Below are 14516 nucleotides of genomic sequence, written 5' to 3'. Positions count from 1 at the left end.
ATTGAAGATATGCTTGTGGTGACGTACTAATGACAATAGCTGTTTTACTGAGGAGCGCAGTGATGGGAAACTATCATGCTGCGTTCTGGAGAGCAGTGGAGGGGGCGACCTCTTCACTGACTTTAATTTCTAATTGTGGTTTTAAAGGAGGCAAATTAGACCTTCAAGTGCGAGAGTGGGAATGCCTTAACTGTGGTGCCAAACACGATCGCGATACCAACGCAGCAATAAATATATTAGAGTTGTTGGGAAATAACTTAAGTAGGGAAAAAAGGAAAACAAAAACTCATAACATTTGTTAGTGATTGCATTCTTTATGCTACCATTAGGTAGAAATTCCATAATCCACTGGCAGTTAGCATCAATTTGTCATCAAAATCACTACACCTGATTACGATAAATCTGACTGACTGCACCATAACGTTTAACACCGGCGAAAGCATTTTCACATCTCACTCTTGAAATACTTAAATTTCGGTTTTCTGACTTCTGGTGTTCAGTTAATTCTCCTCCCTTTGTTTTTTTATGGGGGATACGGATATTTTCATATTGATGGGTGGAGACCTTGAAAGCCACTATCTACTTCAATTGGAATCTCTACAGGTATATTTCCTATTAGCTTCTGTTGGTCATGGAATTTCTTGTCATGTAACTTGCCAACTCTAGCCTGACTCAATACCAAGACTTGCTTGTTTTGGTCTACTGCGGCTAGATGTTTGCGCATCGATGACGCTTTTTTTTCCCGAATAATTCAGTTTTTGTTTTTAGTATTGGAGTTGGTCGTTGCACTGGCCGTCCTGTCCCATCCATTATTACTCGTTCTACTCCAGGGAAACGCTCTATAAATGCCTGTACACAATTGATTTGACGCTCTGGTAACGCCTTTTTTTCTCCTAGGGCAGCTTCTAAAATTGGTTGTAAACGATGAGCCCAATGATGTGCCAGGCTGCGGTCCATATCAAACAATATACTAGCCAAATCAAAAGTTGGGTAACATTTAAAGTAGAAGAGAATATAGAATAATTTGTCCTAAGGAGTGCGCAAACGAGCCTTACGGTCTCCTCCAACAGCGCGAGCTACGAGGTTTATCCAGCAATGTTTGCTCATATATTTGGTGAAAAGACTTCAACAAGGATTCAAATGCTTTACGGTTTAATCCTGTTAACGCTCTTAGTAACCTGTCTTGTTTTAGGGCTCGTTCAACCTTTAGCATTTTTCTGGCCAATTTATTCTTAACTCATTCTACCTTATTTCCCAACAAGTCTATTGGATACTGACAGGGGATTTGCTGACGCAACGCTCCGCCAACGCCACCTAAATATTGGCCATTTATCAAGCATTAACAATAAATTCCCATCCAGTGATGAATTTCGGTATAACTATCAAAACCTTCTGAGTCTTCTAATTCTCCTTTTAATTTATCTTTAACTGTTTCTGAAATTAATGATTGACGACCAGGACTGGTGCTAATTGTGAATAAATTTTCTAGTCCACCTTGACGATATTGACTTAACCACCTGGAAATTGTCACCTCACGGGGTGACCAGTCAAAGCAGCTAGATGGCCAACAGTTTCAGCCTGATTAGTAACAAGCAAATATAAAATTTCTACTCTTTCTCTGTGTTTGGCCGTTTTCTGGTGTAACAATAACTTTTTTAGGACTTCTTCTGACTCCGTAATATTAATTGTTAGTATTCCATACATAGATTTTTAATATTATGTGATCGCTCCTAATCATTTGTAACATTCTTTTTTCAAAATGGTATAATATCAACCCGAACATACTTACGATCCTTATGACAGACAATATTAAAAACAGCATTTCCTCTTGCATACTGAGAAGAGGCACCAGTAACAGTTTGAATTTGTCCTGCTGCTACTAAATTCCTCATTTTCTGTAGTGCTAAAGCATTACAAGTTGACTCATCTGTAGTAGAAACAGGATTCCAGCCTGTGCTACCTCCTGGAGCATCTGTTACATTTTGTGCATTTATTTAGTGAAAGACCCAAATATTAATGCCAGAGCTGTGCAACTCACAAATATTGGTTTTGTAATTTTGTTAGTAATTTTGTATCCACTCAATATGATGGGGTAGGCAATTATGATAGCTGCCAAGACCAAGAATCGCCCTCGAGAATATCGGCTCAATCACAAAAAAGAATAAAGTATAAAGAATAATCACAGGAGAATAAAGTTGGTGATCAAATATGAAATATGAGACAAAAGAATGATAGCCAAAAATTAGTAGAGCAAGTCCTGCAAACAATTAACCCTACAGAAATTGCAGACAAATCGTTGTCTCAAACAGTAGAGGTATTACTGAACCTGATAGAGCAATTACAGACACAACTCAAAGAATTACAAGAAGAAAACCAACGCTTAAAAGACGAAAACAACCGTCTGAAGAGAGAACAACAACAGCCAAAAATTAAAGCCAAAAAACCAAGAGGATTTTCCCAAAACTACTCATCAGAAAAAGAAAGAAAACAACCTCAAAACCATTCAAAGGGCAGTAAAAAATCTCAGCTCAAAATAGATAGAGAAGAAATATTAGAGTACAAGATTGAATTACTGCCGATGGATGCACAGTTTAAAGGTTACAAAGAAGTAATTATTCAAGATATTTCCTTGGAAACCGATAAGGTATTATTCCTGAAAGAGAAATACTACTCACCTCAAAACCGAAAAACCTTTATCCTAAATTTTCCATCAAACAAATAAAAAAAAACCCTCCCAAAGGGAGGGTTTTTTTTTGCTAATTAAAATTTAATCAATCAACTAAAAATTAACCATTGATAGAAGGAGCTTCAGCAGCAGCCAAATCTAATGGGAAGTTGTGAGCATTACGCTCGTGCATTACTTCCATACCTAGGTTTGCACGGTTGATGATGTCTGCCCAAGTATTTACCACACGACCACTAGAGTCGATGATGGACTGGTTGAAGTTGAAACCATTCAAGTTAAAGGCCATTGTTGATACACCTAGAGCGGTGAACCATATTCCTACTACTGGCCATGCTCCTAAGAAGAAGTGTAAGGAACGGCTGTCATCCGTTTAGAGTTTCCGAGTGCCCCCCGGCAACTAATAACACTGTACCACATATTCAATTCACTTGCCCATAAAATAAAAAGTCGCCCTACAAGGGCGAGGCTTTAAACCCAATTTTTCGGTAAACGCTGGTTTGGAGTAGATAGCTTTTTAATACCAATGCCTAGTATAAGAGCATTGTCTACTCTCAAAGAACTGAGAATATTACCGAGAAACAAATGTTTTTATTGGGAAGCGTGTCTATGAAAAAGAAGTAGTAGTTAAACCTCAATTAAATCAAGAAAATGTCTTAGGAATAGACCATGGTTTAAATAATTGGTTGACCTGTGTATCGAATGTAGGTACAAGCGCGGGTTGTAGATGGGAAACAGATAAAATCAATGAATCGTTGGTACAACAAACAAGTATCAACTATTAAAGAAAATCAACCTTTGGGATTTTGGTCAAATAAACTAGCTGCAATTACAGAAAAGCGTAACCGCCAAATGCGTGACGGTATTAATAAAGCAGCCAGAATAGTCATTAACCATTGCTTAAAAAATTCTATTGGTACAATAGTTTTTCGTTGGAATAAAGGTCAGAAAAATCAAATAGAATTAGGAAAGAAAAGTAATTCAGAATTTGTACCAATTCCGACAGCTAGACTCAAAGAAAGAATAGCTCAATTGTGTATTGAATATGGAATTATATTGATAGAAACTGAGGAAAGTTATACTTTTAGGGGCGAATGGCCATTCGCCCCTACATTTTTAGATGGTGACAATCTACCTAATTATGGTGAAAAACTCGGTGCTGGTGCTCGGACTCAGGTTCCGAGCAAGGAAGCACCGACCCTACGGGCCAATGATTGGAAACCATCAGGAAAAAGAATAAAGCGATGCAGCGCCGCCAAAGGGGGTTTCCCCCATGAGCGACTGCATCAAGACAGCGTGGTTTGTATAGAAGTAGTAATAATTGGTGTGTTAATGCAGACTGTAATGGGGCTGCAAATATCATCAGGAAAGTAAGCAGAAAGCTAGGGTTAAACTTAAGCCGACTGTGTAGGGGCACCGCGGAAATTGTCCCCAAAGAGTATATCTTTGGTCAGTGCTCGAAGAAACGGAGCAACACCGATAAATCCGTGTTGCGTAGTATCTGCTTAGAATCCCCGTGACTTGATTCCGGGGAGTAGTCAATATTACTCTTCAATAGTAGAAAAATTTGTAAAGTTATATAAATACACTTCAACTTACCTTCTTGTCTAACTAGCAATGCAAAAAATAATAAGTCATAAAAATGGAGAATTTTGAAATAGATTTACAGAGGTTAAAGGAAGAACAAGAACTTATCCTTAACCAAATAGATAATGCCATTGCACTATTTAATAAATCCCATCACTTAGTTTTATTTAATCAAAAACTTGCTGAAATTTGGGGATTATTGCCAGAGTGGCTTGCTCAAAAGCCTCATTGTGATACTATATTTGCCGAAATAGTTGCTCAAGGTTATTGGTCAACAAAACAATGTCAACAATTAAAAGACTGTCTACTCAACACAGAAACAGAAAATTTATTCCTAGATATAAAACAAGCTAACGATATTTGTCTCAATGTGGACTGCACTCTCACATCAGACGGGGGTCATTTATTCACTTTTCGAGATGTGACTGCCCATCAAAAGTCCCAAAATAGCCTTAATGCTGAATTGAGGAGATTAAGATTTCTCTTGGGTCTTAACGAACGACTGCAATATTCAGACAGTTTAAGAGAAATTGCTCAATTTGCCCTGAATTATTTAGTAGAGGTAATGAATGCTGCTTTTGGAGATGTCAAAGTTATTAGCGGAGAAGGAGAAAATCGTCAAGCAGGGCCAATATCTAATCAAATGACTTCTCAATTTATTGCCACTTATGGTGAACCTGCAGTAATAGAAATGGAAGGTTTATTGAAACAGGGTATTCCTTATGGCCAAGGAATTTTGTGGCAAGTAGTTGAAAGTGGTGAACCTATGTATGTTGAAGATTATGCTTCTCATCCTCAAGCTATACCCGGATTTTGTAATCCCGCTATTGGTCAATTAGGCATTTTTCCCATTCCTGCCACAGATGGGACAATTATTGGTGTTTTAACTCTAGAATCTCGTAATCTGCAAAAACTACAAGAAGCTCCTCAGAAAGATATGTTATTTGCAGCTTGTCGTACTTTAGGAGTGGCCATAGAAAGGGCACAGTCTCAAGAACATCTACGCCAAATTAATGAGGAATTAGAACATTCTTCTCAATTAAAGTCGGAGTTTCTAGCTTCTATGTCTCATGAGTTGAGAACTCCACTGAATAGTATTTTAGGGTTTTCTGATTTACTACAGCGACAAACATCTGGGCAGTTGAGCGATCGCCAACTTAACCAAGTTCGACTAATACAAAAAAGTGGTCAGCATTTACTACAGTTAATTAATGATATTCTTGATTTATCCAAAATTGAAGCTGGAAAAGCAGAGTTAAATTTAGAGTCAGTAAATATTCACGAACTTTGTAGTGACTGTTTGAAAATGATTCAGCCACGAGCTGATAAGAAAAGGTTAGCTTTATCTCTAGAATTGGATTATCGTTTATCTAAAGTTTTTTTAGACCAACGTCGGGTAAGGCAAATAATTATTAATTTATTATCTAATGCTGTTAAGTTTACGTCAGAGGGAGGGCAAGTTAAACTTAGTGGACGTTTAGCTTATGGTAGTCAAATTCAAGGTGATTATCGACCTGATTGTTCTCCGATTAATCCTAGCACTCCTTATTTATGTTTAGAGGTAAAAGATTCGGGAATTGGTATTGCTGAAGATAGATGGAAATTTTTATTTAGTCCTTTCCAGCAGGTTGATTCTTCTTTATCTAGGAGACATGAAGGTACGGGTTTGGGTTTGGTTTTGACAAAAAAATTGGCTGAATTACATGGGGGGACTGTTTCTTTAAGTTCTCAGGTTAGTAAAGGTAGTGTTTTTCGTGTTTGGTTGCCATTAACAGAGATGCGCCAGGAGTTAGTTGTTAATTTTGAACCTGAAGAAAGTTCTCAAGTATTGGTTGAAAATATTGAGGAAAAAGAATTAGAATCTGAAAGACTTACTAGGATTTTGATTGTTGAAGATCAACCTTATAATCAACTTTTAATTTCTGAAGTATTGGAGTTGGAGGGCTATACTGTTGAGTTGATTAGTGATGGTAAAACTATGTTGAATACAATTAATTCTTCTCTAGTTACTACTCCAAATTTACCTAATTTAATTTTGATGGATATTCAGTTACCAGAAGTTGATGGTTTAGAGTTAATTAGAAGAATAAAAGCTCATCCCACATGGAAGTCTGTACCGATAATTGCTGTAACTGCTATGGCAATGAGTGGCGATCGAGAAATATGTATTAATGCTGGTGCATCTGCTTATCTTAGTAAACCTTTGAATATTGAAAATATGATTGCTACTGTTAAATCTTTACTCAGTAGGCTTGGCTGAAAAAGTCTTTTAGTAGGGGTAGGAGACAGGAGACAGGAGACAGGAGACAGGAGGAACGGGGAATTATAGAACCCCTAACCGGATCTTTTCTTGAAATACAAAGGCTGACAGAAAGCCGTTTTCACCCAGCCTAACAACTATAAGGGTTGCTGGAAACCGAAAAATTATGAACTTAGGACTATTGACCAATGTCGCAACTTATTACTCTATTAACTTGTTATCTGTCAATAGCCATAATTACTTAAGCATTTCTACTTGTCTAAAATTTCTCGTTTTGAGATTATTCACCTTTGCCAAAAATGTAAATATTCTGGATGATATTAACGTAAATACTTGCTTGTAGCTTTATTCAAGACAGAATCTTTTACTTTTAAACACAAAATTGGCACAATACCTTATGTACAAACTATGATACCAAATGCCTAAAATAACGCAAGTGCGTGAAATATTTTGTAATAATTTGGGGAAAATCGGAACTTGTTTGATTAAAATAAATAATTTTAATTACTGACGTGATAAGTTAAATCTATAGTTTTCCCTTCTTGTCTAATTTTGAGTTTGAAACTACTTTTGGATGATTGGCGATCGCCTGACTGACAAAAAAGAGAAAATTAAAGATACACTTAGGGGTTCTATAGAAGGGGTAGGAGGAATTATTGTCCCAAGATTTTTCTGCGATAATCATCCCAAAATACTAGCTTTATGCAGCTCTTGGAGCTGAAAAACTGGCACTTTTTGAGACAAAAAAATGCGCTCAACCAATATCAGTTAATGCGCGTGATATTTAATCAGCAAACCCTAACTATTCAACTGGACATGACATGACTCCTCCGCTCAGGTTCGGTATAATATCAAATCCGGTAGCATCAGTGTTATTCAGCATCATTTAAGATTGTAGGGGCGAATAGCCATTCGCCCCTACCCATTGTATAATTATCGAGGTAATTATATTGCTTAGTGAAAAAAGCTAAACTAAGAATATTGACATCCTCCCCGGCCTAAAGGCACGGGGATTCCTACTGAGCCATAGCTCCTCGGCGGGTTGACGCTTTGCTTCGCATAGCTTTCGCTAACACAGGGTGCTGCTTCCTTGGCGGTAGTCTAACGCTTCCCTCCACGTCCGCGCACGAGTTTCCGAGTGCCCCCCGGCAACTAATAAAACTATAGCATATATTCAATTCACTTAACATAAAAATAAAAAGTCCCCGATCAAGGGGAGGCTTTAAACCCAATTTTTCGGTAAATATCTACTCACAATATATAGGGTTTTTCAAGTTACTAAGGTACAGTTGTTTTTCTTGATTTTTTATTCCCTGTTTCCCTACTCCCTACTCCCCTACTCCCTAAAAATTACGAATTTTCCACCTCACGGTTCTTGAAAATTGCTACATATTTTCCACAAAATTAAAATTCTTGAAAGCATCAATTTTTGGTTAGAGACATCTCAAAAATTTATTCGGTACTAGATGAAAATTTTCTACATAAAAATACTCAATTTACAAATTTTCAATTATACAAGACTTGCGAAATTTTACCGAAAAAATGTGGTCTAAAGCCTCCCCTTTTAAGGGGATAAAAAGCGGTCGAGAGATGGCGATAAATCCTGACCATATCTAATCGACTAAGAGAAAAGAACTTATGCCATATTTGAAGCCTCTTTATTGCAGAGGTACTGATAACTGATAACTGATAACTGATAACTGAAATGACTCCCACCATATTATCAGATTACTTTCAAAATCCCAAAATTTTAGTTCATGAAATCTAATCAATTTAACTAAATTATATGTCAAACAAACAGTCATCTATTCTAGTAGTTGATGATGAGCCAGATAATGTCATTCTATTAGAAGAACTATTAACATCAGAAGGCTACATCACTATATCAGCAAATGGTGGAAAAGAAGCATTAGAAATTGCCCGCAATTCTCATCCTGATTTAATTTTACTGGATGTAATGATGCCTGAAATTGATGGATTTGAAGTTTGTCACCGTCTCCGTCAAAACCCCCAATCAAAAACAATTCCCATCATTTTTTTAACAGCTTTGGATGATGAAAATTCCAAATTGAAAGGTTTAGAATTGATGGGAGATGACTATATTACCAAACCATTCAATACTCGTTTACTTCTGGCAAAAGTAGCTAATATTTTGCAGCTAAATCAAATACGTTCTCAAGCTAATAAATCTCAAAATACTCAACAGACGAATCGACAAAGTCATCTTCAATTATTAGCAGCATTAAAAATTAATCAACATCTTTCAGAAAAATTTAGACTTTTTGTACCAGAGCAATTTTTATCAAGAATAGCGTCTCAAGGATTAGATTCTATTCAGCTTGGAGATGTGGCAGAAGAAGAATTAACTGTTTTATTTTGTGATATTAGAGGATTTACCGCAATAGCTGAATCACAAAATGCACGAGATACTTTTAAGTGGTTAAATTCTTTTTTTCAACAAATGAGCGCTTGTATTTCTGCCCATCAAGGATTTATAGACAAATTCTTAGGGGATGCAATTATGGCAGTATTTGACAAACACAAATGTCATAGTTTAAATGCGTTAAAAGCTGCTGTAATGATGCAGGAAAATTTAAAAGAATTTAATGCTAATTATGAAAAATATAATCTTAAAGAACCTGTAAAAATTGGCATTGGTATTCATACGGGTATTGGGGTTATTGGTACTTTAGGTTCTGAAAAAAGAATGGATTCTACAGTCATTGGAGATGTAGTTAATACTGCATCACGTTTAGAAAGTTTGACTAAGACTTATGGTTGCTCAATTATTGCAAGTGAACCAGTAATTTCAGAGATAGAAAAATGTAAAAATAACTGTCAAACAGGAGAATATATAGAAGATAAATTTAGCAGAATTAATAAAGAAGAATATTCAGACACTCAGTTACAAAATAATAATAATCTATATTCTGAGCAAATTTATTACAGATGGATTGATAAAGTGACGCTTCGTGGAAAGCAGAAGGCTACAAATATTTATGAATTATTGGGGACTGAAAATAAAATTATTGAAGCAGAAAAAATTTCCAACCTATCAATATTTAAGAAAGGAATTAAGGGTTGGCAGGTAGGTAAATTTAGAGCAGCTTTAGAATATTTCAAACAAGTGAAAAGGCAAAACTCTACTGATACTATTGCCAGTCTATATGTTGAACGTTGCCGAGAAAAACTTGGTAAGGAAGAAGGAAGAGGGAAGAAGGAAGAAGAAAGAGGGAAGAAGGAAGAGGGAAGAAGGTTATTGAGCCAAAAAAACCTAAATTTAATGAAATTTGATGAATAAATATCAATCTAGTTAATTCCAAAAAGGAAAAAGGAAGAAGGAAGAAGGAAGAGGGAAGAGAGAGGAAGGTTATTGAGCCAGAAAAAACCTAAATTTAATTACAGTAATTTCGGAGTTAGTGAGGTAGAAAATTTTATTTAGTAATTTTGGTAAGCATCCTGCTTGTTACAGGCTAGAAGCCTGAACTGCAAAGATAGAGATTAATCTTCAAGTCTACCTCACCATCCTCAAAAGTGCTGTAAATTTAAAGTTTTTTAAATAAAAAAAACTGGACTTGATGAGTATCAAACCCAGAAAAAAATAATGATAAAAATTTATCTTTTTATTTTGGGTTTAATACCCCATCATCTACATGGTGTTGACAATTGGTTGAGGTTTGAGTCCCCATCCATTTTTTCTTCCTTCTTCCTTCTTCTTTCTTCCTTCTTCCTTCTTAAATATTTAACCAAAACGACCACTTACATATTGTTGAGTAGATTCTTCCTTTGGGTTCTGGAAAATATTGTGAGTTTCGTCAAATTCAACCAAATAACCGAAACGTTTACCACCCTCAGCAGCTTTAGCATTAAAAAAGGCAGTTACATCCGCTACCCTAGTTGCCTGCTGCATATTATGAGTCACAATAATAATAGTATAATTTTCCTTAAGTTCATTAATTAACTCCTCAACCTTAATAGTAGAAATAGGGTCAAGAGAAGCACAAGGTTCATCCATCAAAACCACATCGGGACTAACAGCAACCGCACGAGCAATACATAAACGTTGTTGCTGACCCCCAGAAAGAGCAAAACCACTTTGTCCCAGTTTATCCTTAACCTCATCCCAGAGAACAGCTTGTCGTAGCGATCGCTCGACTATCTCATCCATTTCTTCTTTGGACTGAGCCAGACCATTAATTCTCACCCCATAAGCAATATTATCGTAGATTGACTTAGGAAAAGGATTAGGCTTTTGAAATACCATGCCAATACGTCGGCGTACTTCTACAGGGTCAATATCTGAGTCATAAATATTCTGATTATGATAAAGAATACGACCTTCTAAATGAAAAATACTAATCAAATCATTTAGACGATTAAAACATCGTAATAATGTACTTTTACCACAACCTGAAGGTCCAATAAAAGCAGTTACTTTATTCTTTGGAATTTCCATAGAAACATCTTTTACTGCTTTAAAATCTCCGTAAAAAACGCTTACATTTTCTGCGGAAAGAGCGGGAGCAGATTTTTGCAGAGAAATATTTTGTTTAAATTCTGGCATGAGATATTACCTCCTAAATTTAGTCTAAAAATTATTTGTGTATTTGCTATAGCAATCCTATTTAAGTTTTCAACAATTAATTATTAATTATTAATTATTAATTATTAATTATTACCTCTCCTTGAAAAGAAGAGGATTGACAAATTCATGAAAATTTTTCTTCTCTTGGTCGATTGGATATGGCGAGGAGACCTCGCCATCCCCCGACCGCTTATTATCCCCTTAAAAGGGGAGGCGCATACCCAAAATTTTTCGGTAATATTTTGGTGGTAGGGGAGCCATTGGTAGGGCGACGTACAGAATTTTAAAGGTTTTCAATTCAAATTAACTATTATAAAAATTGTCACAACCAATTTAGGATTGCTATCTTTATAACTATCAACTTCACCTAAATCATTTACCCATAAAGATTATAGGTTTTAATCGCTGTTTTTCTTCTCTTTTCATAGTGCTATTATACAGCCTTGATTCATTAAATTGAGGTACAAAATTTACGCTTTTCAGGTAATCAGGAACATAGAATATGTAATACCAATTTGGAAAAAGAATGTTACGAATAATAAGGGAAGTTAAAAGACAAGTGCAGGAGATGTCCCTTGAACTAAAAAGATAAATTATGACCTAATAAATGGTATCAAAACTATTCATTCTGACTCGGTCTTCCTGACTTCCCCTCCTGGGAGGTGTTAGGTGTGGGTTGACTCCTAAGAAATAACCTAAGCTATTTGTAGCAAACATTTATCAATTAAGAAATTAGACCTTCTGCCTTCTGCCTTCTGCCTTCTGCCTTCTTCCTTCTTCTTTCTTCCTTATGTAATCAAAACTTTTTTTGACTAGTTGCCCAACGAGAAAGAATACTTGTAATTAAAACCAATAAAACCAGAACTAAAGAACCTGCCCAAGCAAACTCCTGTAAAACAACATCAAAACTACGAGCAAATTCATATACCAAATAAGCCAAAGATGGTACAGTCGGAGCGAACGGACCGCGAGGCCAATTATTAGAATAAACAACAGTAAAAAGTAATGGAGCAGTTTCTCCAGCAGCACGAGCAATAGCAAGAGTAATACCTGTAATAATACCAGGTAAAGCAGCAGGTAAAACTATTTGTAAAACAGTTTGATAATTAGAAGCACCAACTCCCACCGATGCCCATCTAATATCCCTAGGAACTATTTGTAAAGCCTCATCAGTAGTCCTAATAATAGTCGGTAACATCAAAACCGATAAAGCAACTCCACCAGCAAATGCTGAAAATTTCCCCATAGATAGTACAAGTAAACTATAGGCAAATACCCCAGCAATAATTGATGGTACACCACTCAACACATTAGTAGCAAATCGAATTGGACGTGCAGTTTGCTCATCACTAAATTCTGATAAATAAACTGCTGCTAAAACACCAAAAGGAACAGCAATTAAACTAGCAATTGCCACTACCAGAATTGTGCCTAAAATCGCATTAGCAATACCACCAGTAGTTTGACCTGCTGCAGGTGGTAACTTAGTAAACAAATCTAAATTTAAACGAGATACTCCTTTAATAAAAACGTAAATTAATACAGCAAATAGAGGAATAAGAGTGATGCAAATACAAGCACTTGATAGTATAGTCATCACTTTATTGAATATTTCCCTTGGTCTGCTTGGGTTTCTTTTCAAACTCACAATAGATTGATTATAGGTAATGCCTTCCATGATTAATTCAAGATAGTATTCAACAATTGATAATGAACAATGAATAATGGATAATTAGGGTTTGCTGAAAAAGTCTTATGGGTAAGGGTAGGAGACAGGAGACAGGAGACAGGAGACAGGATAAATGAGAATTATAGAGGAGGTAGGAGGAAGAATAATCAAGGGATTATTTTGCGCAACTATGTGCCTAAAATGCTAATTTTTTGAACCATTACGACCTAAAAGCTTGAACTTTTTTTAACTAAAAAATCCTAAAACCAATATAAGTCAATGCTTTTATATTTAATCAGCAACCCCTAATTACTTCTATTTGAAATAAGAGGATTGAACTTAAGGAAAATATTTTCTTTTTATTTTATTCATAAATGAAGAGGTCTTAGACCAAATTAAGCAATTATCAATTATCAATTATCAATTATCCATTGATAAAAGTAGTTACTAATTCAGATTCAAATCAATTTTTATTCATTTAACAGGAATTAATACTTGGCTTTAATTCGATTAACAATCCAATTAGCTAATATATTTACAAGTAGGGTTAAAACAAACAAAATTATCCCTGTATACATCAGAGCAGAAAGTTGTAAACCAGAAGCTTCAGCAAATTGGTTAGCCATCAAAGAAGCAATAGTATTAGCTGGAGCAAAAAGAGTAGGTTTAATCGAGTTAGCATTACCAATTAACATTGTTACAGCCATAGTTTCTCCCATAGCTCGACCCAAACCTAACATTATTCCACCCACAATTCCCGAAAAAGCTGCGGGAATTAATACCCTAATAATAGTACCCCAACGAGTAGCTCCTATACCCATAGAAGCTTGTCGTAGATCGGGAGGAAGACTAGCAAGAGAATCACGAGAAATGGCTGTAATAATAGGTAAAATCATTATTGATAAAACAATCGCTGCAGGGAACATTCCCGGACCACCTGCACTAACGCCTTTAGGAAGAGAAAAAATAAAAATCCAGCCAAAATAATTACCTAGAAAAGCCTCAACTGGTTTGAGCAAAGGAAGTAAAACATAAATACCCCATAAACCATAAACTACACTAGGAATAGCTGCTAATAATTCCACCATAAAAGTTAAAGGAGTAGTAATTTTTGGAGGCAAAAATCCTTCACTTAAAAATATCGCTGTACCTAGACCGAGGGGAACTGCAATAAATAGGGCGAGGAATGAACTAATTAAAGTTCCTACAATCATTGGCCATGCGCCATAATCCCCTTTTCCATCATTAGCAACAGGGTTCCAAGCACTTTTAAATAGAAAGGTAAAGCCAAATTCATTAATAGCTGGTATAGCTTGGGAAGCTACCGTTAAAGCTATCAATATTAAAATAGCTGCAATACCCCAGGCAAAAATTTTAGTTACAGTAATAAAACCATCATCAAACTGTCTTTCTTCTTTAGTCCGAGACCGACTATTTTTTTGAACTTTAGATTGTGCAACCATAACATTGTTTACCGAATAATTAAGGTTTAAAGCCTCTCCTTTAAAGGAAAAATAATGAATTAATTTTCCTTTTATTCAATCCTCTCTTTAAAAGGAAGAGGTAATTATAAATTATCAATTATTAAACTCTATCTACCTCAATATAGGTATATACATCTTCCAGGAATTATTGAGTCAACATCAGAGGCTTTATCTGGTTAATTTTGATGTTATTTTATCTCAAAATTAGTACAATATACTCAATTTATAATTCTCTACACCTTGCCTGC

13 protein-coding genes and 1 pseudogene are annotated in these 14516 nt (G+C 35.7%); 5 read left to right on the top strand and 9 right to left on the bottom strand.

Going from position 1 to position 14516, the window contains the following annotated elements:
- Positions 1-29 precede the first annotated feature (29 nt).
- On the top strand, positions 30-302 hold the full coding sequence (locus F6K23_RS01350; RefSeq protein ID WP_293149774.1) for a zinc ribbon domain-containing protein: 273 nt from the start codon (positions 30-32) through the stop codon (positions 300-302).
- Positions 303-381: 79 nt separating this feature from the next.
- Here F6K23_RS01350 and F6K23_RS01345 read toward each other — a convergent pair whose 3' ends face one another.
- The 5 genes from F6K23_RS01345 to F6K23_RS01325 all read right to left on the bottom strand — a co-directional run bounded on the left by F6K23_RS01345 (position 382) and on the right by F6K23_RS01325 (position 1704).
- Positions 382-576 (bottom strand): transposase family protein, encoded by a 195-nt coding sequence (locus tag F6K23_RS01345; RefSeq protein ID WP_293149772.1) that lies wholly within the window; start codon positions 574-576, stop codon positions 382-384.
- Positions 545-724 carry a hypothetical protein gene (locus F6K23_RS01340; protein WP_293149770.1) on the bottom strand — a complete coding sequence of 60 codons (180 nt, stop codon included), beginning with the start codon at positions 722-724 and terminating at the stop codon, positions 545-547. The genes F6K23_RS01345 and F6K23_RS01340 overlap by 32 nt, the downstream gene beginning before the upstream one ends.
- Positions 709-978: a hypothetical protein gene (locus tag F6K23_RS01335; protein ID WP_293149768.1), complete on the bottom strand. Its 270-nt coding sequence runs from the start codon at positions 976-978 to the stop codon at positions 709-711. The genes F6K23_RS01340 and F6K23_RS01335 overlap by 16 nt, the downstream gene beginning before the upstream one ends.
- A gap of 361 nt (positions 979-1339) precedes the next feature.
- Positions 1340-1531 (bottom strand): helix-turn-helix domain-containing protein, encoded by a 192-nt coding sequence (locus tag F6K23_RS01330; RefSeq protein ID WP_293149766.1) that lies wholly within the window; start codon positions 1529-1531, stop codon positions 1340-1342.
- A complete protein-coding gene (locus tag F6K23_RS01325) occupies positions 1528-1704 on the bottom strand; it encodes a hypothetical protein (RefSeq protein ID WP_293149764.1) in 177 nt (58 codons plus the stop codon). Before F6K23_RS01325 ends, F6K23_RS01330 begins: the two co-directional genes overlap by 4 nt.
- Before the next feature lie 511 nt (positions 1705-2215).
- On the opposite strand from F6K23_RS01325, the gene F6K23_RS01320 reads away from it, so the two are divergent.
- Positions 2216-2722 carry a hypothetical protein gene (locus tag F6K23_RS01320; RefSeq protein ID WP_293149762.1) on the top strand — a complete coding sequence of 169 codons (507 nt, stop codon included), beginning with the start codon at positions 2216-2218 and terminating at the stop codon, positions 2720-2722.
- A gap of 64 nt (positions 2723-2786) precedes the next feature.
- On the opposite strand, the pseudogene F6K23_RS01315 reads toward F6K23_RS01320, so the two are convergent.
- Positions 2787-3053 (bottom strand): annotated as a pseudogene (locus tag F6K23_RS01315) (photosystem II q(b) protein); the annotation flags it as partial.
- Positions 3054-3430: 377 nt separating this feature from the next.
- Between F6K23_RS01315 and F6K23_RS01310 the strand changes: the two are divergent.
- The 3 genes from F6K23_RS01310 (at position 3431) to F6K23_RS01300 (ending at position 9831) form a co-directional block, all read left to right on the top strand.
- Complete coding sequence (locus tag F6K23_RS01310) at positions 3431-4057, top strand: IS200/IS605 family accessory protein TnpB-related protein (protein ID WP_293149760.1); 627 nt, start codon at positions 3431-3433, stop codon at positions 4055-4057.
- 268 nt (positions 4058-4325) lie between these two features.
- Complete coding sequence (locus F6K23_RS01305; protein ID WP_293149758.1) at positions 4326-6530, top strand: response regulator; 2205 nt, start codon at positions 4326-4328, stop codon at positions 6528-6530.
- A 1786-nt stretch (positions 6531-8316) separates the two neighbouring features.
- On the top strand, positions 8317-9831 hold the full coding sequence (locus F6K23_RS01300; RefSeq protein ID WP_293149756.1) for a response regulator: 1515 nt from the start codon (positions 8317-8319) through the stop codon (positions 9829-9831).
- A 441-nt stretch (positions 9832-10272) separates the two neighbouring features.
- Here F6K23_RS01300 and pstB read toward each other — a convergent pair whose 3' ends face one another.
- From pstB to pstC, 3 genes are all read right to left on the bottom strand, one after another.
- Positions 10273-11094, bottom strand: coding sequence for a phosphate ABC transporter ATP-binding protein PstB (gene pstB / locus F6K23_RS01295; protein WP_293061691.1), 822 nt, complete (start codon positions 11092-11094; stop codon positions 10273-10275).
- A gap of 817 nt (positions 11095-11911) precedes the next feature.
- Positions 11912-12793 (bottom strand): phosphate ABC transporter permease PstA, encoded by an 882-nt coding sequence (pstA, locus tag F6K23_RS01290; protein ID WP_293149754.1) that lies wholly within the window; start codon positions 12791-12793, stop codon positions 11912-11914.
- 479 nt (positions 12794-13272) lie between these two features.
- Entirely contained in the window at positions 13273-14247 is a 975-nt protein-coding gene (gene pstC, locus F6K23_RS01285) for a phosphate ABC transporter permease subunit PstC (RefSeq protein ID WP_293149752.1), read from the bottom strand.
- Positions 14248-14516 lie beyond the last annotated feature (269 nt).

It is taken from the genome of Okeania sp. SIO2C9 (assembly GCF_010672455.1).
Classification (GTDB): domain Bacteria; phylum Cyanobacteriota; class Cyanobacteriia; order Cyanobacteriales; family Microcoleaceae; genus Okeania.
Note: the sequence above shows the minus strand (reverse complement) of the source record. Positions and strands in the feature narration are given on the sequence as shown.